General features: G+C 45.3%; 23 protein-coding genes, 1 other RNA gene and 2 pseudogenes. 7 read left to right on the forward strand and 19 right to left on the reverse strand.

The window, feature by feature from the left end; translation table 11 throughout:
- Positions 1-225 precede the first annotated feature (225 nt).
- The 7 genes and pseudogenes from dtd to CO692_RS18090 all read right to left on the reverse strand — a co-directional run bounded on the left by dtd (position 226) and on the right by CO692_RS18090 (position 6,593).
- Complete coding sequence (dtd, locus tag CO692_RS05995; RefSeq protein WP_077452331.1) at positions 226-672, reverse strand: D-aminoacyl-tRNA deacylase; 447 nt, start codon at positions 670-672, stop codon at positions 226-228.
- Positions 673-678: 6 nt separating this feature from the next.
- Positions 679-2,889 (reverse strand): RelA/SpoT family protein, encoded by a 2,211-nt coding sequence (locus tag CO692_RS06000; protein WP_077452332.1) that lies wholly within the window; start codon positions 2,887-2,889, stop codon positions 679-681.
- 187 nt (positions 2,890-3,076) lie between these two features.
- Positions 3,077-3,742, reverse strand: a complete 666-nt coding sequence (locus CO692_RS06005) for a deoxyribose-phosphate aldolase (RefSeq protein ID WP_096741829.1) — start codon at positions 3,740-3,742, stop codon at positions 3,077-3,079.
- A gap of 4 nt (positions 3,743-3,746) precedes the next feature.
- A complete protein-coding gene (locus tag CO692_RS06010) occupies positions 3,747-4,502 on the reverse strand; it encodes a 16S rRNA (uracil(1498)-N(3))-methyltransferase (RefSeq protein ID WP_096741830.1) in 756 nt (251 codons plus the stop codon).
- A 1-nt stretch (position 4,503) separates the two neighbouring features.
- Positions 4,504-5,451 carry a 50S ribosomal protein L11 methyltransferase gene (prmA, locus tag CO692_RS06015; RefSeq protein ID WP_096741831.1) on the reverse strand — a complete coding sequence of 316 codons (948 nt, stop codon included), beginning with the start codon at positions 5,449-5,451 and terminating at the stop codon, positions 4,504-4,506.
- Between the two features lie 11 nt (positions 5,452-5,462).
- Positions 5,463-5,951, reverse strand: coding sequence for a DUF3013 family protein (locus CO692_RS06020; RefSeq protein ID WP_086291600.1), 489 nt, complete (start codon positions 5,949-5,951; stop codon positions 5,463-5,465).
- 16 nt (positions 5,952-5,967) lie between these two features.
- Positions 5,968-6,593 (reverse strand): annotated as a pseudogene (locus CO692_RS18090) (DNA-3-methyladenine glycosylase).
- A gap of 210 nt (positions 6,594-6,803) precedes the next feature.
- On the opposite strand from CO692_RS18090, the gene CO692_RS06030 reads away from it, so the two are divergent.
- The 4 genes from CO692_RS06030 (at position 6,804) to CO692_RS06045 (ending at position 9,364) form a co-directional block, all read left to right on the forward strand.
- Positions 6,804-8,081, forward strand: coding sequence for a replication-associated recombination protein A (locus CO692_RS06030; protein WP_077452338.1), 1,278 nt, complete (start codon positions 6,804-6,806; stop codon positions 8,079-8,081).
- An 85-nt stretch (positions 8,082-8,166) separates the two neighbouring features.
- Positions 8,167-8,361, forward strand: a non-coding RNA gene (gene ssrS, locus CO692_RS06035) — 6S RNA.
- Between the two features lie 168 nt (positions 8,362-8,529).
- Positions 8,530-8,820 (forward strand): hypothetical protein, encoded by a 291-nt coding sequence (locus CO692_RS06040; RefSeq protein WP_005233435.1) that lies wholly within the window; start codon positions 8,530-8,532, stop codon positions 8,818-8,820.
- Positions 8,821-8,884: 64 nt separating this feature from the next.
- Positions 8,885-9,364, forward strand: coding sequence for a universal stress protein (locus tag CO692_RS06045; protein ID WP_077452339.1), 480 nt, complete (start codon positions 8,885-8,887; stop codon positions 9,362-9,364).
- Positions 9,365-9,647: 283 nt separating this feature from the next.
- Here CO692_RS06045 and CO692_RS06050 read toward each other — a convergent pair whose 3' ends face one another.
- Entirely contained in the window at positions 9,648-11,228 is a 1,581-nt protein-coding gene (locus tag CO692_RS06050) for an ABC transporter (protein ID WP_096741832.1), read from the reverse strand.
- A complete protein-coding gene (locus CO692_RS06055) occupies positions 11,229-11,984 on the reverse strand; it encodes an ABC transporter ATP-binding protein (RefSeq protein WP_005227750.1) in 756 nt (251 codons plus the stop codon).
- Between the two features lie 270 nt (positions 11,985-12,254).
- Between CO692_RS06055 and CO692_RS06060 the strand changes: the two genes are divergently transcribed.
- The 3 genes from CO692_RS06060 (at position 12,255) to abc-f (ending at position 16,152) form a co-directional block, all read left to right on the forward strand.
- Positions 12,255-14,255: a KUP/HAK/KT family potassium transporter gene (locus CO692_RS06060; RefSeq protein WP_096741833.1), complete on the forward strand. Its 2,001-nt coding sequence runs from the start codon at positions 12,255-12,257 to the stop codon at positions 14,253-14,255.
- 80 nt (positions 14,256-14,335) lie between these two features.
- Positions 14,336-14,464 carry a hypothetical protein gene (locus CO692_RS18025; protein WP_005233423.1) on the forward strand — a complete coding sequence of 43 codons (129 nt, stop codon included), beginning with the start codon at positions 14,336-14,338 and terminating at the stop codon, positions 14,462-14,464.
- A 104-nt stretch (positions 14,465-14,568) separates the two neighbouring features.
- A complete protein-coding gene (gene abc-f / locus CO692_RS06065) occupies positions 14,569-16,152 on the forward strand; it encodes a ribosomal protection-like ABC-F family protein (RefSeq protein ID WP_096741834.1) in 1,584 nt (527 codons plus the stop codon).
- A gap of 94 nt (positions 16,153-16,246) precedes the next feature.
- On the opposite strand, the gene CO692_RS06070 is transcribed toward abc-f, so the two are convergent.
- The 10 genes and pseudogenes from CO692_RS06070 to comGA form a co-directional block, all read right to left on the reverse strand.
- Positions 16,247-17,707: a peptide MFS transporter gene (locus CO692_RS06070; RefSeq protein WP_081117826.1), complete on the reverse strand. Its 1,461-nt coding sequence runs from the start codon at positions 17,705-17,707 to the stop codon at positions 16,247-16,249.
- 356 nt (positions 17,708-18,063) lie between these two features.
- Entirely contained in the window at positions 18,064-19,248 is a 1,185-nt protein-coding gene (locus CO692_RS06075) for an acetate/propionate family kinase (protein ID WP_096741835.1), read from the reverse strand.
- A gap of 24 nt (positions 19,249-19,272) precedes the next feature.
- Complete coding sequence (locus tag CO692_RS06080) at positions 19,273-20,277, reverse strand: class I SAM-dependent methyltransferase (RefSeq protein ID WP_096741836.1); 1,005 nt, start codon at positions 20,275-20,277, stop codon at positions 19,273-19,275.
- Positions 20,278-20,444: 167 nt separating this feature from the next.
- Positions 20,445-20,765, reverse strand: a complete 321-nt coding sequence (gene comGG, locus CO692_RS06085) for a competence type IV pilus minor pilin ComGG (RefSeq protein WP_226818255.1) — start codon at positions 20,763-20,765, stop codon at positions 20,445-20,447.
- 13 nt (positions 20,766-20,778) lie between these two features.
- Positions 20,779-21,204 (reverse strand): competence type IV pilus minor pilin ComGF, encoded by a 426-nt coding sequence (comGF, locus tag CO692_RS06090; RefSeq protein ID WP_077452346.1) that lies wholly within the window; start codon positions 21,202-21,204, stop codon positions 20,779-20,781.
- Positions 21,194-21,508, reverse strand: coding sequence for a hypothetical protein (locus CO692_RS06095; RefSeq protein ID WP_096741837.1), 315 nt, complete (start codon positions 21,506-21,508; stop codon positions 21,194-21,196). Before CO692_RS06095 ends, comGF begins: the two co-directional genes overlap by 11 nt.
- Positions 21,489-21,962 (reverse strand): competence type IV pilus minor pilin ComGD, encoded by a 474-nt coding sequence (gene comGD / locus CO692_RS06100; RefSeq protein WP_192940727.1) that lies wholly within the window; start codon positions 21,960-21,962, stop codon positions 21,489-21,491. The genes CO692_RS06095 and comGD overlap by 20 nt, the downstream gene beginning before the upstream one ends.
- Positions 21,937-22,242: a competence type IV pilus major pilin ComGC gene (gene comGC / locus CO692_RS06105; protein ID WP_096741839.1), complete on the reverse strand. Its 306-nt coding sequence runs from the start codon at positions 22,240-22,242 to the stop codon at positions 21,937-21,939. The genes comGD and comGC overlap by 26 nt, the downstream gene beginning before the upstream one ends.
- Positions 22,239-23,267 (reverse strand): annotated as a pseudogene (comGB, locus tag CO692_RS18095) (competence type IV pilus assembly protein ComGB). Before comGB ends, comGC begins: the two are co-directional and overlap by 4 nt.
- A complete protein-coding gene (gene comGA, locus CO692_RS06115) occupies positions 23,221-24,183 on the reverse strand; it encodes a competence type IV pilus ATPase ComGA (protein ID WP_096741840.1) in 963 nt (320 codons plus the stop codon). Before comGA ends, comGB begins: the two are co-directional and overlap by 47 nt.
- Positions 24,184-24,218: the final 35 nt, after the last annotated feature.

Genomic DNA, 24,218 nt, shown 5'->3' on the forward strand with positions numbered 1-24,218 from the left:
GCGCAAACGATATTTTCATTTAAAACCCCTTATAAAAGAACAAGAAAAAGATGTTAAATAACAAATAAAAGAATGAGGTTTTTGCTAACAGTTTTGTAAGATTTCCCGATTGCAACTTATATTTCACTTGAATCCCATCAAAAATGCTTAGCGCTTTCAAGAGGATAAAAAAACGAAGGACTTCTCCCACTTTTTCCAGCGAGAAAATCCTTCGTTTTGTATCACTTATTTTTCTTTCGTATCGATCACGATCGTCACCGGGCCATCATTGACCAAGGCGACTTGCATATCTGCGCCAAATTTTCCGGTAGCAACAGTGATCCCTTCGGCTTTTAAGCCTTCATTAAAGGCTTCGTAAAGCGGGATCGCAATACTTGGCGGTGCCGCTTGAATGAAGCTGGGGCGATTGCCTTTCTTGGTCTCCCCATAGAGGGTAAACTGTGAAATACTCAAGACGGAACCGTTTATGCTTTCCAGTGACCGATTCATTTTGCCCTCTTCGTCTTCAAAAACCCGTAAATTCTTGATTTTTCTTACGAGATAAGCCACATCGTCACCTGTATCCTCATGGGTGATCCCCAACAAAACCATGAATCCCTGTTGGATCGCACCGACGACATTGTCCTCAATCGACACGCTTGCTTGACTGACTCGCTGGATCACTGCCCGCATTCTTTCTCATCCCTTCGTACGTCTGACGCTGTAAACATCTGGAATCTGTTTGATCTTATCAACGATCGATTTCAAATGAGTCAAATTCTGAATCGCCACCGTGATGCGGATCGTTGCCATTTTGTCTTTGTTGGTTTTGGCTTCGACACTTACCAAACGCTTGGTGACGCTATTGACTGTCTGTAAGACATCGTTGAGTAAACCAGAACGATCATAGCCATAGATCTCAAGATCGGCATCGTATTCCTTGTTGATGTCGGTGGCATCTTCCCACTCAACGTCGATCAAACGGTTCGCGGCGTCTTTGTTTTGAACATTGGGACAATCGCTGCGGTGGATCGAGATCCCCCGGCCTTTGGTAATGTAGCCGACGATCGAATCCCCAGGAACCGGATTGCAGCAGCGGGAGATGCGGATCAACAAGTTATCGACCCCTTCAATGACAATGCCGCCTTCGTGACGAACCTTCATTTTTTCTGGTTCTTTTTTCGCCGGTTGATTGATCATCTCTTGGACTTGCTGCTTTTGCTTCTCGATTTGTTTCTCGCGCCGTTCTTCTTCGGTCAAACGGTTGGCTAAGGTCGTGGGACTGACTTCCCCATAACCGACAGAGGCAAACAGATCATCTTCTGTTTGATAATTGAATCGTTCGCAAGCTTCCGCCATTTTGCTTTTCGTCAAGAATTCTTTTGGCACAAAGCCCATATCTTGTAAGGTACGAACCACTGCCTCATGCCCTTTGATGATGTTTTCATCACGATCTTGGGCTTTGAAGAATCGTTTGATTTTGTTCTTCGCTTTGCTGGTAGCCACTAGTTTGACCCAGTCGCGGCTTGGCCCAAAGGAATTTGGTGAGGTCAAGATCTCGATAATGTCCCCATTTTTTAGCTTGTAGTCCAATTGGACCATCTTGCCATTGACCTTGGCACCGGTGGTTTTGTTACCGATGTCGGTATGGATGCTATAGGCAAAATCCAGTGGACTGGAGCCTTGAGGCAACTCCGTCACATCACCTTTTGGCGTAAAGACATAGACTTTGTCGCTGAAAATATCGCCTTTGACACCTTCCATAAATTCAGAAGCATCATAGCTTTCGTCTTGTAGTTCCAAGATTTCGCGGAACCAGCCAACTTGTTGGGTCATCTTGTCGGCTTTGACTTTTTCCGTCTTGCCTTCTTTATAGGCCCAGTGCGCAGCAACCCCAAATTCAGCGATCTCATGCATTTCATGGGTCCGAATTTGGATCTCGACAGGATTGCCTTTAGGACCAATAACCGTCGTATGCAGTGATTGGTACATGTTGGCTTTTGGCATCGCGATATAGTCCTTGAACCGCCCTGGCATTGGTTTCCATTTTGTATGGATCGTTCCCAAAACCGCGTAACAATCTTTGATGGAGTCAACGATCACTCGGATCGCCAACAAATCATAAATTTCATTGAACTGTTTCTTTTGGTCTTTCATTTTGCGATAGATCGAGTAAATATGCTTTGGTCGACCATAGATCTCAGCATAGATATCTAGTTCTTCCGTAGCGATCCGAATCTCTTCCACGGTTTCGGAAACGTAGGATTCCCGTTCCTCTCGTTTGGTCTGCATCAAATGCACGATTCGGTAATATTGCTGTGGATTCAAGTAACGCAAAGAAATATCTTCTAATTCCCATTTGATGCGGCTGATCCCTAAACGATGAGCCAATGGGGCATAGATTTCCATCGTTTCTTGGGCGATACGGCGTTGTTTGTCTTCCCGCAGATGTTTCAACGTACGCATATTATGTAAACGGTCAGCCAGTTTGACCATGATGACCCGTAAATCTTGCGCCATGGCGATCAACATTTTCCGATGATTTTCTGCTAATTGTTCTTCATGAGATTTGTACTTGATCTTACCCAGCTTGGTCACGCCATCCACTAGCATCGCTACATCGGCACCGAATTCTTCTTTCAGATCGGCTAGCGTCACATCAGTATCTTCGACGACATCATGCAAAAAACCTGTTGCAACGGTATGAGGATCCATCTGCAATTCTGCCAAGATCCCCGCAACTTGGATTGGATGAATAATGTAAGGCTCGCCGGATTTACGGAATTGTTCTTTGTGGGCTTCTGTCGCATAGTCTAATGCTTTTTGGACAAAGGCAACGTGTTCTTCACTCATATAATGAGCGACCAATTTGATGACATTGGGCCCGGTCAATATAACTTCTTTTGCCATTCATTCCGCCTCCTGCTCTTCTTTTTTGTGCTATCAAAAAGGCAGACAGAAGTCACTGTTAACGTCTCGTCACGCACCCAAAGCCTTGCGGACAAACGTTCTAAGCATGGGACTCCTGTCTAACCTGCAGTTCTTATTTAGTAGTATTATTATACAAATTTTTCAGCTATTTTTCAATCGCTGTTGTTCAAAGCATATCGGGTGCTGGCTGGTCCTTAAGCAATTCTTCAAAAACATGATACGAGAGCCCGATTTTTTCGGCGCCGGCAGCTCGTAATGATTCCAGAGCTTGTTCATCGACCGTATCGGGATTGATCTGGATCGACAGTTGGCTGCCACCATCTAAGGAAAACAAGCTCACGTCATGCAATGCTTCTGCTAGTGGTTGTTTTTGTCCTAACACAATCTTTGGCCAAGCTTCTTCTTTCAAGCGCTGTGCCACTTGGATCTTCGTCAATTCATTCATGATTTCGGTCTGTACAGCTAAGCGGATCTCCCCTCCTGTCAAGGTCAAGGAGCGGATCGTTTCGGTCAACTCTGCAAAGCCACGATCATTTTCCATGAAGGAAGAAGCCGGTAGCCAGACTTCTAAAAAATCGGCACCTTCCATAAACGCCCGACCGATTTCAAACGCTACCTTTGCCAGTGTTCCTTGGGCAAGGGGGTAATCGATCACTGCGCCGATTTGTAGGGAAGAGCCTTGTGCCAAGATTTTCGCCCGCCGAATGGCACTAGGCAAAACGACGACTTCCTTTAAGGTCGTCTTATATTGATTGATAAAATCCTTCAAGACCCAGTCGGTCAGATCGGCCGTCAACAAACGGACACTGATTGCTTCTTGGTTCTTATTCATCAACTCACATCCTCTTTAATTCCGTTAACACACTGACAGCACTTAAAAAATAAAACGGTGCTGTTTCTGTTCGTAAAATCCGAGGGCCTAACCCGCATAATTTGGCGTTGTTTTCCTGGGCTTCTTCGATTTCGGAGGGGGTCAGACCGCCTTCTGGGCCAAAGATCGCTAAAACTTTGCTACCAACGGGCAATGCGGTGATCACTTGCAGCAGCATCGCTGCTTCTCCTTGCTTGGCTGATTCTTCATAAGCCACTAGGACCGCATCATACTGACTGAGGCTTTGCCAAAATGCTTTGGCGTTATCCAGCAGTGTGATGGCTGGTGCGATCTGCCGTTGGGATTGCTCCGCCGCTTCTTGGGCGATTTTTTGCAGCCGCTGCTGCTTTTTCTGTAACTTCTTTTGATCCCATTTCACGACCGAAGTTTGCGCAGGAAAACCGATAAAGGCTGCTGCCCCAAGTTCCGTGCCTTTTTGAACGATCAGGTCCAGCTTGTCGCCTTTCGGGTAGCCGCTAGCGACCGTGACCTGCAGAGGCAATTCCTTGTCCTGCTGTTCTTTTTCGACTTCCTCTAAGTAAACCGTTTCTTCATCGGCCTCTTTGATCTTGGCGATGATCGCCAAATGATCCTCAAAGACTAAACCGACTTTCGTGCCGGGCGTCATGCGCATCACTCGGATCATATGGTGGAAAGGTTCTCCCGAAACGGCAAACACCGCTTTTGCTTCATAAGGCTCCTGTAAAAAATATCGTTGCATCTTACTCTACCTCTGATTTTTTAAAGGCGATCGCATACCAGTCTTTTTGATTGAACAATTGATCGATCTCAAAGCCTTGTGCGATCATGGCATCGATCACTAATTGTTTTTTCGTCTCAATAATCCCAGAAACGATCAAGGTGCCTTCTTGCTTCAATAGACGCCACGCATCAGGGATCATCAATAAAATGATGTCCGCTAAAATATTGGCAACGATAAGATCAGCAGGGACTGTCACTCCTTGCAAAAGGTCATTGGCTTGGACAGTCACATCGTGAGCAATAGGGTTCATCGCCATATTTTCTTGGGCGGACCTTACAGCGACTTCATCTAGATCATAAGCGAACACGTCTTTGGCACCTAAATATTTACTGGCGATACTCAACACGCCTGAGCCCGTCCCGACATCTAAGACGGTTTCGCCGCCTCGTAAGAAGACTTCTAGGGCTTGTAATGTCAAACGTGTCGTAGGATGTGTGCCGGTCCCAAAAGCCATTCCCGGATCAAGGGTAATGATCTTTTCATCTTCTTGCAGCGGTTGATAGTTTTCCCAGCTCGGCACGATCGTCAGATAGCGGGAGATACGGACTGGATGGTAATATTTTTTCCAGGCCGTTGCCCATGCTTCTTCCACGACCTCGCTCGTTGTGATGGTGTTTTTGCCGATCGCCAAACCATACTCTGGCAGACGGTCGATGGCTGCTTTGATCGTCGGCAGCACTTCTGGTAAAAAGATCGTCTCTGGGAAATAGGCACTGACTTGGGCGCCTTCTTCTAAGGTCGTATAGGTTTCTTTATCCAAAATTTCGCCATATGCATCGCTTTTAAAATTTTCGATATCTAAAACGTCCTCGATCGCTACCCCACTTGCTCCGTGTTCCATTAAAATATTGGCGACTGCTTCCACTGCTTCGCTAGATGTCGCTACGGTTACTTCATTCCACTTCATGTTCGTTCTCCTTAGTAACTAGGGTACGGGATCATGGTTTCCCCAGCCCCGGCTTGATAGTTCGTCATTTTCTCCACAAATGCTTCTTCGTTGAATCGCAATTCAAAGATCGCTTCTTCACTGTCATCGTTCAAGAAATCAAGCAGATCGCTTTGACCTTCTTCTAAAATTTCTTGAATGTAATCAACCAATCCGTCTAACAAGGCTTTTTGAATCCCTTTTTTCCCTGCATAAGGGATCGTCGCTAAATAATCTTCTTCATCAAACGTTGATTTTTGTGGATCATACAGCAAAATCCCATCTTCAAATTCAATGATTGCTTCTTCTGATGCCACACCTTGCGCATCGTCGATCTGCACGTGGTGAGGATTTTCGGCAAACAAGCGCAGCACCAATTCGATGGTATGATTTTTAGCATCCCAATCGATCGCCACATCATAGTCGGTGATTTTTTTCGTTAATCGCTGATCTAAGTAAGTCAATATCGTTTCTTTCGCCATCACTATTCCTTCTTTCTTAACGCCATCCATGGTCTTGCTGAACAGCGGTTTTTCGTATATTTGTCAAATAAGGATTGCCAGCCACCGCAAAACGAAGCGGCATCTGGGTCCATTCCCCTTTATTTGGGATACCGATCCGAGGCAATGCCAAAATTTCTTTTGGGGTACGTCGGCGCTCAGGAACCAAATGCAGCGGGCTTGTAAAAATCGATTCTCCATAAAGCTCAGCGGGGATCTGCAGTGCCTGTACCAGTTTCCCGGGGCCGTTGCTACATCCGGTCCTGTTTTTTGTCGTTGTTGTTCCATCAAGGCGATCCCATCCACCGGTTCTAGCCCGCGAATCATGATTCCTTGCGGGATGCCTTTTGGCTGCGTAATAAAGTTGACGATTCGATGCGTGTGCATCGCATATAAATAAATCGTACCGGGTTCCTGATACATCGCCCGAACCCTTGGTGTGTTTCGCATGCCCACACTATGAGCCGCCAGATCATCGGGACCTAAATACGCTTCACAATCCACGATATACCCACCTACTGTTCCTACTGGGGTCTCATGTTCCAAATACATCCCTAATAAGGCACGTGCGATGGTCGTTGTCGGCTGTGTCGCAAAAAGTGCCATTAATTCATCCATTCTCATCACCCTCTTTATTCTACACAATTCTCGACGAACTTACTATCTTTGACTACAGAGTTACGACGATCTCAACGATTTCTTTTCAACGAACCTGATTTTTGCTGACTGAGTGGAAAATAAGGGCCCTTTTGTTTCCGTAAGGGCGCAAATCAGCTTGTTTATGAGAATGTACGTTCTTATGTTATACTTACAGGAAAAGGAGAGGATCGTTTTATGCAGCAGCCACTTGCTTATCGAATGCGGCCACGGAACTTAGATGAAGTCGTCGGACAGCAGCATTTGGTTGGCCCGGGGAAAATCATTCGCCGAATGGTCGAAGCCAAAATGCTTTCTTCGATGATCCTATACGGACCGCCGGGAACCGGAAAAACCAGCATTGCCAGTGCGATCGCCGGCTCGACACGCTATGCGTTTCGCATGCTGAACGCCGCCACAGATACAAAAAAAGACCTGCAAATCGTGGCAGAGGAAGCCAAAATGAGCGGTACTGTCATTTTATTGCTGGATGAAGTCCATCGACTAGACAAGACAAAACAAGACTTTTTACTGCCCCATTTAGAAAGCGGCAAGATCATTATGATCGGTGCCACGACGGAAAATCCCTACATTACGATCAATCCAGCGATTCGCAGTCGGACACAGATTTTTGAAGTCAAACCGCTCCAAGAAGAAGATATTTTGACTGCCATTGATCAAGCCTTAGCAGATGAAACTCGCGGACTTGGATCAGAAACCATCGTACTGACCGATGATGCCCGCTTGCATCTCTCGCGAGCGACCAACGGTGATTTACGAAGTGCGCTAAACGGCTTAGAACTCGCTGCCCGTTCCACACCAAAAGGTCCAGACGGCATTATTCATTTGACCTTAGAAATCATCGAAGAGTGCGTACAGCGTAAAGCATTGACCCACGATAAAGATGGGGATGCGCACTATGATGTAATCTCTGCTTTTCAAAAATCGATTCGTGGCAGTGATGTGGATGGTGCGCTGCATTACTTAGGTCGTTTAGTAGAGGCAGGCGATCTGGCGATCATTTGTCGGCGCTTGATGGTCATCGGTTATGAAGACATCGGTTTAGCTAACCCAGCAGCCGCTGCTCGAACCGTCAATGCTGTGTTAGCCGCTGAACGTTTGGGCTTACCGGAAGCTCGGATTCCGTTAGCCGATACAGTGGTCGATCTATGTCTGTCACCCAAATCCAACTCTGCCTACATGGCATTGGATGCAGCGATCGCAGATATTCGCAGCGGCAAAGCTGGCGATGTCCCGGATCATTTACGAGACAGTCATTACAAAGGTGCCGAAAGCTTGAATCGGGGTGTTGGCTATCAATACCCGCATAATTTTGATGATGCCTGGGTCGATCAGCAATACTTACCTGATAAGCTGAAAAATACTCATTATTACCAACCAAAAGCCACCGGTAAATATGAGCAAGCACTAGGCCAACGGTACCAACAATTGCAGCAACGAAAGAAAAAAAACTAGGTGCTTAGGAAAAATAGCGACTTTTTGGTATCGTTTTCAAACAACTTTATTGCACCTTCGTCATTCCTATGCTACTATAAGGGTGGGAATTCTGTGATGTACGAGTTGTCCCTTTTGTGTGTTGACCGAACATTTTTATTGATATCTTGGGATCCGTCTTGTGTCAATGCTGGTAACACGCCTTTTCCTTTGGTAGTTCGAAGCTTAGACCGTGGAACCCACCTGCTAGAATTTGCGGGATCAATACTATGGGAAAAAGAACGGCATCAACGGATATTACCCATTCTTTTTAGAATGTGCCATCTGTTTTTAACAGATGGCTTTTTTGCGTTTTCTAGCCGTTAGAAACCGTACAACGTCCTTCATCTGATATCAAAGTAAGGGTGGCTTTTGCTATTCTTTCTAGGGTTCGCTATACTAAACCTATCAACTTAGGACAGGATGGCGTATGTTTATGATTCTTCTATTATTTACGATCGTGGCACTCGTATTATTCGGCACCAGTTATTTGCTTTATGCCAAACAAGCGATTTTTTTCACTTTGATCCCTACCACCGAGGCGAATAAGGTCTTCTTAAAAACCTATAGCCTCATTCATTTCCTTTTAGGCGTGGTGGCATTGGTTGTGGGCTTTGTCGATAGGGAGCTGATTGCCTTGTTTTATTTGGCTTTGCTGCTGCTCTCTTCCGCATCTTTCAGCATCTTGCTGGCACAAAAAATGAAAAAAAAGGAAGATTAGGTTTTCCTTTTTCAGAAAAAAGCATTACAATAAAAGTAGAAGATAACAGATGGGAGTGTTTCTTATGTTACAACAATATCAACGAATCATGGTAGCCGTCGATGGGTCCAGCGAGTCCGAATTAGCCTTCAAAAAAGCCGTGAACGTGGCACAGCGGAATGATTCTGAATTAGTTTTAGCACATGTGATCGACACTCGGGCCTTTCAAACCGTTTCTTCTTTTGACGGCATGCTTGCTGAGCAAGCAACCGAAATGGCCAAACAAACCTTGAAAGACTATGAGGATTATGCACGCAAACACCAAGTAACTGCTGTCAAAACAGTGATCGAATATGGCTCGCCAAAACCGATCATTGCCAAACAATTGCCCGAAGATCACGACATCGATTTGATTATGATCGGTGCCACTGGGTTAAATGCCGTGGAACGAATCTTTATCGGTTCTGTGTCTGAGTATGTCATTCGCCATGCTGGCTGTGATGTGTTAGTTGTACGGACAGATCTAGAAAACAAATTACCAGAAAAAGACCACACCAAAGCTTGATAGTGAGACGACCTGCCGACGAACGGCAGGTTTTTTTGTGCAAAAAAAACCGTGACAAAAGCAAAAGAGGCAACGAGCACTTAGGTCTCATTGGTCTTTTTGCCTTTGGTCACAGCTCTTTGACAAGTCGGTTATCCAAACTTGTACAGCAAAAAATGAAAGCAAAGTAATAGGTACTCCTATCTAACCATGTTTCCTTTTGATTGTAAATAGTTTTTCTGAATTTTCTGAATAAATAGTCAATTTGCCCGTCGTTTAATAAAAAAGCAAAGCGTCGTTTCCCTTAGGAAAAACGACGCCAAAATCTGTATTGATAATGGGCTATCCAGAGGCCGCTGGTCAAGAGGATCACGAAGAAAATCGGACCATTCAATAACCAAAAATCAACCGAAGTTGCAGCAAAGCCATAAAGGATGATAACAATGATGGAAAGAAACAGCGTTGCGATCGTTCCAATGGCTAACCCAAGACTCCCCGCCCCTCTCGTAAATAATTGACTGATATTGGTCCAATCCAAAAGCAGCAATCGATAATCACGAGCAAAATATTTCAAGCACAAAAGAAAACTGCTCCAAAGTGCCCCGATTAGAAAAGAGACAGCCAAAATCAGCGGCATTTTGAACAGAAGGACTGCTGCCAGCACGATGACTGCCGTTAAGCTCAGCTGCAAAACGACCCCAAAGCGGAATTTTTCCCGCAAGTAGCGCTTCATCGATAGCGGCAAGGAGCGGACAAACAAGAAATTCTCCTGATCCAGTGAGATCAAATTACTGATAAAAGAAGTCGGGTTGACCATCAATGCTGCCAAGGCGATCCCCGCCACAAAAACGACACCGATAAATCGCTCATCCAATTCACTTAACTGAATCGCTCCTGTAAACACAAAGGACACTAAGAAAATGATGGGCATCAGCAACGAAGAAGAGAAGACTTGCATAATCAAATTCGGATCACGGATCAACTGCGAATTGTAATTAAACAACTGCTGGCCCAAGCCTTGATTGGGTTTATGCTTCCGGCGAACACTTCCTTGGTTGGGCGCCGCGGCTGCCACTTGCTCATAAAACTTCGGCAAGATCAACCGATAGAGGGCAAAAAGCAACACGCCTGCTGTGGCGATGATCCCTAGCAAGTTAAGCAAACCAGTTGTTTGAAACGGCGCCACCATCACATAATAAAAGGGCAATAAAAAGCTGATCGCTCCTCGGTCTACCACGTCTGCCTCGTAGGTATTCACCTGATTCATCATTAAGACCCCGATCACAACAACCAGCATCGTCACGCCTAGCAACAAACTAGTGACCAATTTTTTATGCTTCAAGAAAAACTTGGTCCGCGTCAGGCTGAAGACGATCAAGCTGCAAATGCTGAAGATCAAGACTAAAAACAAGCCGAACAGCAAAAACGCCCATAAGATCGTCAGCAAGAAAAAGACGTTTGCCCGAATCCCTGTCAGGAGAAATAAGACCAACAAAGGAAAAATAAAGGGCGCAACGGTGAGAAATACCACCACGATTTTTGCCAGAAAAATTTCGCTCTGTCGAAAGGGCAGCGGCAAATACGCTGGCAGGTCTTGACTCTCGAAAAAGACATTGTAAATAGACGAAATCCCTTGGGAAAAGCCTAAAATTCCGAACAAAGCGACATAAGCGGTAAAAAAGCCTGGCATCTGACTAAAATCCAATGTGATCATCGTCAACCCATAGACTAGCAAAAACACTACCCCAGAAAGCGCATATTGAAACAACAAATAACTGGTCAAAGTCGAACCAGCCTTGCCTTTTTTGCGGGCTTTGTCTGTTAGTTGGGGATTGGCATACCGCAAATTAACGGAGGTCAGCGTCAGAAATTGTTGTTTTCGCATCTACGCTTCCTCCGCTTCTGCAAGAATCGCTTCTTCTTGACTTCTCCCAGTCATTTGCAGATAGATCGTTTCCAAAGAAAGCGACGGATGCTGTGCCAGCAAATCTGCCACTGAGCCATTGTACAGTAGCTCGCCTTTTTTCAAAATCGCCAATTGATCACACAACTGCTGGGCGGTGTCCAAGACATGGGTGGAAAAAATCACGGTCTTGCCCTTGGCAGCGTGCTGTTTCATCATTTCTTTTAAATCATACGCCGCTTGGGGATCTAAGCCTTGTAATGGTTCATCCAAGATCCAAATGTCTGGATCGGGGATCAATGCCCCAATCAGCAGTGTTTTTTGCCGCATTCCATGGGAAAAGCTGGCGATGGTCTCTTCTTCATGAGACAGCATATCAAACAAGCGCCCTAATTTTTGCAAACGCTCAGCCTTTTCCGCTGCTGGCACCTCATACGCTGCGGCAATCAAGTCCCAATACTCCCCTGCTGTTAGCTGTAAAAATAAATCTGGTGTGTCCGGCACATAAGCAATTTGTTTTTTTATCGCTTCCCGATGTTCCACGAGGGATTGACCATCAAAATAGATTTCTCCACTCGTTGGCTGCAAAATACTCACTAAGCTTTTGATCGTAGTCGACTTCCCTGCTCCGTTGTGTCCCAGAAAGCCAAAGATCTCCCCTTGACGGATCGTCAGGGAAAGATCAGACAACGCTTTTTTTGGTCCATATTGTTTTGTCAGATTCTTGATCTCAATCATTTTCCTGCCTCCTTATTCCATACCTATTGTTATCTTACGCTGAAAAGCAGGAAATGAAAAATGTTTATTGCCATTTTTAGCAAATAGATTGACAGGAGCTGCAAAAACAAAGATAATAAGAGCACTTTAGGGGAGTAGCACATGGATCGTTCCATGATCTTAGATCAACAGCAAGCGGGAATCCGCTGGTTTAAGATGTTTCTTGCAAGACCTAAGTGGCAAGGGGCCGCTTAGGTCTTTTTGCAGTTTAAAATGGAGGGAAAACAGTCAATGAGTTCACGCAAAATGAAAAAAGTGACCGCCGGCGGACTTTTAGTCGCCATGGGGGTGGTCTACGGTGATATTGGTACGAGCCCACTTTACGTAATGAAAGCCTTGGTGGAGGATAATGGCGGACTACGCACCTTAACACCTGATTTTATCTTAGGCAGCGTCTCGCTCGTCTTTTGGACGCTGACCTTGTTAACGACGATTAAGTACGTCTTGATCGCATTAAACGCGGATAACCATGGAGAAGGCGGGATTTTCTCCCTTTATACCTTAGTTCGTAAAAACAGCCGCTATTTGATTATTCCAGCAATCATCGGGGGCGCAGCCCTGCTAGCAGATGGCGTGTTGACGCCGGCCGTGACGGTGACCACTGCCATCGAAGGATTACGAGGGATTCCAGTCTTTTTTGATCGCTTCGGCAATGACCAATCGATCATCGTCGGCATCACCTTAGCAATCTTATTGGTCCTCTTTGCCCTGCAGCGCTTTGGGACTGAGTTTGTCGGCAAAGCCTTCGGACCGATCATGCTAGGCTGGTTTACCTTCTTAGGCATCGTCGGGGTGATGAACTTTGCCGGTGACCTTTCGGTGATTCGCGCCCTTGATCCCCGGTATGCAATCAATCTGCTCTTTAGTCCCGATAACAGTTCCGGGCTCTTTATTCTCGGCAATATCTTTTTGGCAACGACTGGTGCAGAAGCCCTCTACTCGGACTTAGGTCACGTGGGTAAGAAAAACATTTATGCCAGCTGGCCCTATATCAAAATCTGCTTGATGCTGAATTACTTTGGTCAAGCGGCGTGGTTGCTGCAAGTCTATCAAAATCCGACTTATCAAGAAATCGAAAACTTGAATCCATTCTTCCAAGCGTTGCCGCAAGGGTGGACAGTCTTTGGTGTCAGCTTTGCCACCCTCGCTGCCATCATTGCTTCGCAAGCCCTGCTGTCTGGCTCCTTTACCTTGGTTTCTGAAGCCATCAAGTTGAAACTATTGCCGCGGATGCAAATCATCTATCCGGGGGCGTCTATCGGGCAAATGTATATTCCTGCCTTGAACACCTTGTTGTGGATCGCCTGTTCCGGCGTGGTCTTATTCTTCAGGACTTCTACGCATATGGAAGCCGCTTATGGATTGGCCATTACGGTAACGATGTTGATGACCACTGTTTTGCTCTATTTCTACTTGCACCAAAACAAGAAGACCCGTTTCTTGGCACCGTTCATCACGCTCTTTTTTGCAGTGATCGAGGGCATTTTCTTTATCTCCAGTGCGACCAAATTTTTCCACGGCGGTTACGTTGCCATCTTACTAGCCTGCCTAATCATCGGCGTGATGCTGATTTGGGAATGGGGCAATCGTATTCAAGAAAATGCTGCCGAAGAAGTTGCACTTTCTACCTACATCCCTCAATTGAAACAGTTGCGGGAAGATGATTCTTTGCCATTATCTCAGACGAATGTCGTCTTCATGGTTCCTAAACTGCAAGACGATCAGATCGGTCAGCAGTTCATCTATTCCATTTTAGATAAACGGCCGAAGCGTGCCAAAGTGTATTGGTTCGTCAATGTAGAAGTCACCGATGAACCCTATACGAAAAAATATGAAGTTTCGATGGCAGATACCGATTTTATCGTTAAACTAAAGCTTTATCTCGGCTTTCGGGTGCCGCAAGAAGTCAATCTCTACATTCGCCAAATCATTCAAGAATTGATGAAAGATGGTCGCTTGCCGCTGCAGCCGCAACGCTACTCCTTAACGCCTGGACGCAATGTGGGTGATTTCCAATTCGTGATGATCGAAGAAGAGCTGTCGAATGCAACGGCATTAAGCAAATGGCAGAAGCAAGTCATGCAGACGAAGCTTTTTATCAAACGCCATACGATTTCACCGGAACGCTGGTTCGGCTTAGAATATAGTGATGTGGTTCATGAGACCGTTCCATTGGTCATCGGTCAGATGAAAGAAAGCTCTCTGACAGAATTACGCATCGAGGAACGCTAAGAAACCGCCAGTCCTGGTTGAACTTTCTGATACTTTCAGGTACACTGAAAAGACAAAGACACAAAGGAGGGAAAACGACCATGATGCGCATGACTAAAATAACAAGTAATGAAAATTACCAACGATACCATATCGCATTTAGCCATGCAATTGGTTTTACAGTTGCTGTTGACGGGACGAGTCTGTCCAAAACAGTGAAATTTACGTAAAATCAATGGCCATCTCAAGGTATTTTTCTCGAAAGAATCTGAGTTTAAATAACACTGGCCATGGATAACCATGGCCTTTTTGAGTGGTCTCAAGGAGAGAGATCATGATCATACAAGCAATTGCTATTAAAAAAACCATCGGCGGGAATCCGTTATTTGAGGAGTTATCCTGCCAAATCGAAGCTAGGGAAAAAATTGCCCTAGTCGGCATCAACGGAACGGGCAAATCAACCTTTTTACAAATCTTGACTGGCGCTGAAGGCGTCGATAGTGGCGTTATTAGCCGCCAAAAAGGCTTGAGGATCGGGACGGTCGAGCAAGAGCTGGCCGTTTCTGAAGCAACCGTTATCCACTACCTGCTCCATTCTGCTGCTAACATTCAAGAACTCAAACAACAAATGAGTCATTACGAAGCCTTGATGGCAGAACCCAATACTGATTTAGAGAAGTGTCTGATCCGTTATGGCGAGTTGCAGCAGCGCTTTGAAGAGTTGGGCGGTTATGGATTAGAAGACCGAATTTCCGCGATCTTACAAGGCTTAGGAATTCCCCATCGACAGGACGCACGGCTAACAGAGCTTAGCGGTGGCGAACGGGTCAAAGTCGCTTTAGCCAAAGTGCTAGTTGCCGATGCTGACTTGCTGTTACTGGATGAACCAACCAATCACTTGGATCTTTCAAGTATCCGCTGGTTGGAAAATTATTTACAGAATACGAAAAAAGCGATCCTAGTCGTTTCTCACGATCGGCACTTTCTTGATCAAGTCACCACCAAGACCTGGGAACTGGAAGAAGGCGCCTTGATTGAGTATCCCGGGAACTACAGCCGGTTTCGTGTCTTGAAAGAAGCTCGCTTGGCGGAGCTGACCAAAAACTACGAACTGCAGCAAAAAGAGGTCCAGCGACTGAAAGTCATGATTCGGCGATTTCGTCAGTGGGCCAATGAAGGAGACAATGAGGCCTTCTTCAAAAAAGCCAAAGAATTGGAGCGCCGCCTAGCGAAACTAACCCTGGTCAAACCGCCAGCGCCCCCGAAAAATCGGCTGCATGGCTTGGCAAATGGCGGAAAATCGGGCAAAGAGGTGTTCATCGTTCGCGACTTGCACCAGCAATATGCCGATCAGCTCCTATTCAAAGACAGCAGTTTTGCGGTCTACCGTGGGGAGCATCTAGCGATCATCGGCGACAATGGTACCGGAAAATCAACCTTACTCAAGTTACTCCTCGGTGAGGAAATTCCCAGTGGCGGCACCATCAAGCGCGGCAGCAGCTTACAAATCGGCTATTTGCCCCAGCAACTGCAGTTTGCCGCCCCCGAGAGCCGTTTGTTGGCCTACGTACAGACGTTGACAGGAAACGAAGAAACGGCTCGCCGACAGTTAGCTAAAAGCGGTTTTTATCAAAGTGATGTAGCCAAACGAATCAAAGATTTATCTGGTGGTGAAAAAATCCGTTTGGCGTTACTGAAACTCTTTTTAGAAAAAATCAACGTCCTGATTTTGGATGAACCAACCAATCACCTCGACAGCTATGCCCGAGAAGAAATTGAAGAAATGTTGCAAGAATATCAAGGGACCCTGCTGGCAGTCAGCCATGACCGCTACTTTTTACAGCAGCACTTCCAAGAGGCCCTAGTCATTGCACAGCAGCAGATCACGCGCCAATCTCTGAGTCCCTTGATTGACTAAGACATTGATTCACAACAAAAAACTTGATTTTCCGCCTATGCATTGATTGAACAACCAATGCATACGGTAGGAAAATCAAGTTTTTATTTTTTGATCAATGAATGTTGCCGATCAAGTTGCGGATCGGTTTTCTAGCTAAATACAAGATGATGCCGACAACAACGGCTACTCCGCCGACGATGCCATAGTACATCCCTTCTGTTTGCGGTGTGTAGAACCGAGCGATTTGCGCATTGATGGCTTGTGAAGACGCGTCTGCTAGCAGCCAAATCGCCAAGGTTTGTGCTTCGAAGGCTTTCGGCGCAAGTTTGGTCGTCACCGACAAGCCCACCGGTGAAAGACACATTTCCCCAGCAATCATAATGAAGAAGCTCAATACTAACCATAATGGGCTGACCCGTTCTTCTACTCCAAACAAAAGGCTTGGCAGCATCAATAAGAGAAAAGATAAACCGGCTAAGACTAAACCGATGGCAAACTTCACTTCTGTCCGCGGTTGACGAGAACCTAGTTTGGTCCACAACCAAACAAAGACAGGTGTCAGTAAGACAACAAAAAGTGGATTTAAGGTTTGATACAAACTTGCTGGAATATTGATGCCGAATAACGTTGATTGCGTACGGTCAGCGGCAAACAATGCCAAGATCGATGAGCCTTGTTCTTCTAAGGACCAAAAGACGATCGCTGACAAAAACAGCGGAATGTAGGCCAATACTTTTTTCTTTTCATCTGGTGTGACATCTTTCGAACGCAGCATTTTGGTAAAGTAGTAGATTGGTAAGAAAATACCTAGAACACTGATAAAGTTGATGAAGAAATCAACCGTCAGATGCCCCGTTGCAGCTGCTGCGCCAAACAACACTGCCAATGCGAGAAGAACCAGAACGACTGCTCGGAAGAAGGTTTTCTTTTCGGCTGCCGATAAAGGATTCGTTGGCGCGATCGCTACACTTTTCAACGTGGTTTTTCCTTGCACATAATACTGCACCAAACCGATAAACATCCCGATAGCAGCAACGGAAAAGCCTAAGTGGTAGTTAACTTCTTGTCCTAAGATCCCGACGATGATCGGTGCTAACAAGCCGCCGATATTGATCCCCATATAGAAAATCGAGAAACCAGCATCCCGACGGATATCGTCTTTGCTGTACAAATGCCCTACCATACCCGATACGTTGGATTTCAATAGTCCGGTTCCGATGACAATCAGCATCATGGACACAAACAACGCTGGAATCCCTAAAGGTGTTGCCAAAACGATGTGTCCTAACATGATCAAGATCCCACCATAAAAGACGGATTTATTTGATCCTAAAAGACGGTCCGAGATCCAGCCGCCAACAATGCTTGACATATACACTAAGGAACCGTAAATCGACATGATCGCCACAGCCGTTCCTTTTGGCAACCCTAAGCCGCCGTTGGCAACTGCATCGTACATGAAGTACACCAAAATCGCCCGCATACCATAATAACTGAATCGTTCCCACATTTCCGTGAAGAATAACGTCGACAGCCCACGCGGCTGACCTAAAAATGTTTTTTCTTTTTCCATATGAATGGCCCCTTATAAAAATTAGTGAAAATAAAATAGCAGAATTTTTCTGAAAATTCACAAATGCCAGTTTATTCCCATTTGGCAACTTTTACAAGGGTATTTCCCTGAGAACATCCTGCAAAAAAGGAGGGAAATTTAAATTCAAATGAAAGTAAAATGAGAAGCCTTCTAAATAAGTCCAGTATGAACCACTTTTCATATGTATAATTATTAAATATTCTGTTTAAAAAATTAGAAACTGGTCTTCACCAATTTTTACCTCTGACACCATTTTTGGGATTTTCCTACAAAAAAGCACATGCAAGTATTTCCTCTTGCATATGCTTCCTCTTCTATTTAAGGATTGCTTTGGCTTAGCCGCGTAAACGTTCCACATCGCGAGCGATCATTAATTCTTCATCTGTTGGGATCAAAAGCACTTTGACTTTTGACTCTTCAGTTGAGATCACTAATTCTTCGCCGCGTTTTGCATTTTTATCGGCATCTAATTCGCAACCAAACCAAGTCATGCCTTTGATGACTTCGCTACGGACGTGGGCATCATTTTCACCGATACCAGCAGTAAAGACGATCGCGTCAACGCCATTCATGGTTGTGACATAGCCACCGATATATTTACGGATCCGGTCAGTAAAGACATCATAAGCAACTTTGACTTCTTCTTTGTCGTAGTTTGCTTCTAGATCCCGCATGTCACTTGAAATACCAGTTAAGCCTAATAGACCAGATTTTTTATTCAAAACATCCACCATTTCATCGATGTTCAAATCTAATTTTTCCATTAAATATGGTAAAACAGCAGGATCGATGTCACCTGAACGTGTGCCCATCGTTACACCAGCTAATGGCGTGAAGCCCATTGAGGTATCCACTGATTTTCCGCCGTCAACCGCAGTGATCGACGCACCGTTCCCTAGATGGCAAGTGATGATTTTTAATTCTTCGATTGGTTTGCCTAACATTTCTGCTGCACGCTCAGAAACATAACGGTGGCTTGTACCGTGGAAGCCGTATTTACGTACTTTAAACTCGTTATAGTACTCTAATGGCAAGCTGTATAGGTAATTGTGTTTTGGCATCGTTGCATGGAAAGAAGTATCAAAAACAGCGACACTAATGATTTCTGGCAAGATTTTTTTGAAAGCAGTGATCCCCATCAAGTTTGCTGGATTGTGTAATGGCGCAAATTCAGCCAATGCTTGGATGCGTTCCATCACTTCGTCTGTAATCACAACAGAATCAGGGAAATCTTCTCCGCCGTGAACGACACGATGGCCGACACCAGTGATTTCATCATAGGCACCTAAAATGTTTAATTCGATCAGTTGATCCAATAACATTTTTACCGCTACTTCGTGATCGTTGATGTCGATGATTTGTTCGAATTTTTGATCTTCCCCATATTTGATGGTAAAGATAGAATCTTTCAAACCGATTCGTTCAACGATTCCTTTAGCGACAACTGTTTCCTCTGGCATTTGATATAATTGCCATTTTAAACTTGAACTTCCAGCATTGATTGCGATTGTTTTTGACATGATGATCTCCTTATCCGAATTATATTACAGATTTGCTGCTTTCCAAGCCGCAAATTGTTCAAAAAGTTTTGTGATGTTCTTTGGTTCTTTCAGTGAGGCTAGCTTAACCAGCAAGACTTCGTCTGCTTGTTTGCTTGTCCCTCCATGGTTTTGTAAAAGCAAAATACTTTTACGTGAATGTTCATTTTTAAAGAGTTCTTCAGGAAGCTGAATCATTCCTTGCAAATAAACCTTTTCTTTCAGCCATTTTTTCAAAAATTCACTCTGTTCCGTTTCCAAGAAGTTGCTTGGTACTAAGAACAAACCGTAACCGCCAGCTTTGACATAGTTCATCGCTTGTTCCATCAACAAATGATGGGCGTAACTGTGCCCTTCTGGAGCCGCCGTAATGAAGCTGCGGGCTTTTTCATCTTGTGGGTAATAGCCCACCGGTAGATCGCTGATTGCCAGATCCATTGGTTCGATCAATAGCTCTTGTAAGCCATCTTGATGGAACAAATGCAAAGGCGCTTTGGTCCATTCCCCCGTTGCAGCTGCGATCGCCAACAAGGTTTCGTCAATATCCACACCGGTTCCTTCTACTGGCCGCTTGGCTAATTGTAGATTCAGCAAGACTGTCAATAAGAGATTCCCCATGCCTACCGATAAATCCAGAAGTTTCACTGGTTGATCGGCACTGCTTAGTTGCTCGATCAGATAAACGAATAAAAACCCAAGACTATCTGGTGTCAGTTGGTGATTGGCCTGCAAGCGCTCCGTTTGGCTGCCTTTGAGCAAAACCAACTGCGCAAGCTTGCGTTTTTCTTCTGCCGATAGTTCCATTGCTCGAATTTCTTGATAGATGGTTTCTAAACGAGCAGCAGTTGCTTCATCAGGTACCCCATCGATCACACGAACTTGGTATTGATCAACAAAATTTTCGATCGTCTCTACGTAAGCATCAAAAAAAGACGTTTCCAATGCGTTTTGAAGCAATTGGATCGCTTCAACGGTCAAATGAAAAGACGTTTCCATTTTTTCTGCGGACATCTTGCACCTCTTTTCAAAACTATAACAACATATATACCTGTTTAATTTTAGCCGATTCACCCAAAATAATCAATCGCTTTCGTTTAGAATAATTTGTGAAGCTGTAAACATTCTTTTTCTATTTCTGTATGAAAAAGGATGGTCGAAACAACCATCCTTTCCCTGTACTATTCTTCTTGGTCTTCTGTGTCTATTTCAGGCTGTTCTTCGGGTAACAAAAAGGTAAATGTAAAGCGGCGGCTTTTGACATGGCACTCGATCTGTAAGACCTGTCCTTGCCGTTCATAGGTCAACTTTCCCACATTATAAAGACGTGACCCTTGATCAGCCATTTCGTTTTGCAAGAATTCCGCATGGAACAGTTCACTCATGATGCGAGCTTCATAAGTTTCAATGGTTTTTGTATAAAAAAGTGCCGTTGTACGACTATTTTCTAACACCAGTAATAGCATCAAACTCATCAGCTGTACAAACAATAGAGCTGTCAATAAAATACCGCCCTTATGCCGCCTCTTGTGTGTGTATTTTCCATTGCCCAATTTTTTGCTCTCCATTCTCAAAGGAAACGGTAAAGCGGATCGCTGCGCCAATTTTCTCAAAAGACACATCCGCTACTTCTGTCAATAGTGGTTGATAGCCATTGTTGTCCCGTTTCCGCAGCACGCGATTGATGCGATCGATCGTTACCGAATTGTTTTGACTGCTTCGCAAATATAGCGTCGTCTCGCTGACTGATAGATAGGTACAGGTACTTAATTCCCGTTCCAGCTGAAGCAAAAACACATGCCACTCTTGATCTTTGCGAGCCATGATCTGCTGATTGACCGGTGCCAGGTGCTTGACGATCCCACTGATCATCAATAAGCAGATCGCCAATACCCATAAAGACAACAGGCACTCCCACAAAGTAAAGCCTTTACTCTTCATACAAAATCTCCCAGAGCTGTTCGCCACTTTGGATGCGTGCCTGTTGATGCCGCGCTGCTTGCCAAAAGCGAACTTGATAGACCGCCTGACGCTGCGTCGTGTAGGTGATGGCTGAAGAATCAAAGGAATGGTTCTGGACTTCTTCATACAGCACCCTCATCATCTGGGCTTTTTCCTGCAATGCCGCACTTTGCGCAAGTACAGCAGCCTGCATCACTAAAAACAATAAGATACAGGTTGCTAACACCCCAACCCCCATCAGGCTTTCGGCCAAGATATACCCGCTATTCAACGATTTTTTCATAACGGCCACTCCCAAATAAAAACTTATAGCTGATGGTTTGCTTTTTCTCCTGCCAATAAAAAACGATCTTTCGCAGACTGCTATTGTTGCCGGATTGACTACTAAAAAGAATATCGGGAAACGCCTGCATCGCTAGTTGAGGAGGAACTTCGATCTTGGTGACCGGCTCAGTTGCAGCGCCATAAAATGAAACAGTTGGCGTTGGCTCTGCTTGATAGACGGCCCGGGTTTGTGTGTTGTCGATGATGGCCGTTTGCTGTAAAGTGTAGAGCCCTTTTTCTAAGCGAGCACAAAAGCCTAAGACTTCGGCAGATTGCTGATAGTATTCAATGGCCACAACAGGGAAAAAGAGAAACATACTACTGACAAGAAGGACCAAAAGGCTTTCTATAGAGGTAAACCCAGCAAAAGAGCGCCATTGACAGTCCTCAGTGCCCCTGCTCATAAATCGCATATTGTTCCTCAGATACATACCCTTCAGCAATCAATTCTTCTCTCGAAGGCTCCCGATTTTCATTCAGACGGAAGAGTTCGATCTGGGTTTCCACTACTTTCACGATCGCCGCATTTCCTTTCTCATCAATGATTCCTCTTTGACTGGCAAGATTTGGGACAAACAATAAAACCAAAATACTGATCACTAATAAAACGACTAGCATTTCAACCAATGTAAAGCCTTTTTTGACACGCCAAATCCCCTGCTTGCGAGGAGATGCTACTTTCTTTTCTATCATTCGATCACTCCTTGGATATTTCCATAGATTGGTAAAAACATAGCGGCATAGATCCCAACGATCATTAAAGCAACCAACAAAAAAATCAGAGGCTGAATCCAGTGGATGGCTTTTTCGATCCGCTGAAACAAGCGTTCCATCAATAATTGACTGTATAAAAAAAGCTCTTCTCCTAACTTTCCTCGTACTTCTCCTTGAAAGACGATCAAAGAAAATTCTGGTGTGAGAAACGAGAAATGACGAAGTTTTTCTGGGAGTTCTCCCCCAAGTGTCAAGGTCACTCGCAGCTCTCGTGCTAATTCTTGGATCAAGGTAGCTTTATTGGTGTGCTCCATACACTCAATGATCTGTTGGATATCTAACCCTTGCTGAAACAACTTGCCCCATTCCAATGCGAAAAAACTCGTGTGATAACTCGTGTACAATGCTCCGAACAATGGCAGGCGGCTGAAAAACACAGCTTTTTGCAAGGCAGTGCGGCGGGCAAACACCCAGCGGCTGGTCACAAAAAGCAGCCCACTGAACAACAAGAAGAGGATAAGTACTGCGGGTGCCCAAGTGATGGCGCGAATGCCTCAATGACCTTCGTCGATCATGCCAGAGGATAACAATTGGGGCAATAAAAAGCGGTGCATCCCAAAAAGTGCAGCTAGTAAAAAGACCAGTAACAAAAGCGGATAGGCAGCTACTTTGTACAGCAGCTGTTTTTGCTTGTTGACCAATTTGTGGTAGTCGACCATCCGCCGCAAGGTCGCCGTGAGATCCCCATGCCTTTCTGCTAAATGAAGCTGACTTTTTTCAGTAGCCGATAACGACAACGGCGCTACCGCTGCTGCAAAGCTTTGCCCTTGGGCAAGATGGACAATCAGCTGTTCGATCACAGGTTCAGAAAACTGGCGGCTGCGCAGCAGCACTTGGAGGCTTTCTTGTAGGGAAAAGCCACTCTCCAATAACACCGTGAAGGTGACTAAGAGGGCTTCAGTTGCACGGCGTGGTAGCTGGGGCTTCTTTTTCATAAACTTCATCGCTGATCCACCCACTTTCTTTCACTCGTTTTAGTACGTGCTGCCACTGTTTTTCCACTTGCCCCTCATAAAAGTGATACGCCAGCAATCCATGAGGTTCATTCGCTTCATTTGGCAGCAATCGCTGATAAATGATCCCTTGCAGCGCATGTGCCAGACGATCGTCTGTCCCGAGCAATTCCAGCAGCCGCGTCTTGGTTTCTGCTACACCTCGGGCATGGATCGTGGCAAATACTCGGTGACCTGTCAGAGCGGCTCGAACAGCGGCTTGCGCCGTTTCTTTGTTACGGATCTCGCCGATCAAAAGCAGGTCCGGACGATGCCGCAAAGACAAGCGAATCAATTCATCATAATCTTGCCCGATCTTCAAATTAGTTTGTAGCTGCAAAAAGCGGGGCTCTTCGATCTCGACGGGATCTTCAATGGTAATGACTTGCCCCTTGGTTGCCCGTGCTAACTGATACATGAGGGTCGACTTTCCTGATCCAGTGGGGCCTGAAAACAAATACAGCCCTCTTTGTTTGGTCCCCTGCTGGATCTGCTGGACATCTTCTGCAAAGAAATAGCGCAGATGCTCCTGAGTCAAGGGATAAAGAAACCGCATCACGAGACTTTCACGCCCTTGGTAGTCACCGACTGTGGAGATTCGCAGCCGCTGCAGCTGATCGCCTAACGGATAACTGACTGCGCCTAACTGAGCTTTACGCCGCTCTCCCACCTCCATTCCTCCTAAAAATTTGAAGCGAGTGATCAGCTGCTGGGCTTCTTCGTTGGTCAGTACTTGATAGGTCTTTCTGAGATAGCTTTTACTGAAAATCACCTCCATCTGTGTACTACTCGGCAAAATGGCCAGATCCTGCATGCGTTCTTGTCTTCCATAAAGAATCAACTCGTCTGAGAATGCTTGAATATCCACGACTTATCCCTCCTAAAAAGAAATACGCAAACGCT

This window comes from Enterococcus sp. FDAARGOS_375 (genome assembly GCF_002393265.1).
Taxonomy (GTDB): Bacteria; Bacillota; Bacilli; order Lactobacillales; family Enterococcaceae; genus Enterococcus_D; species Enterococcus_D innesii.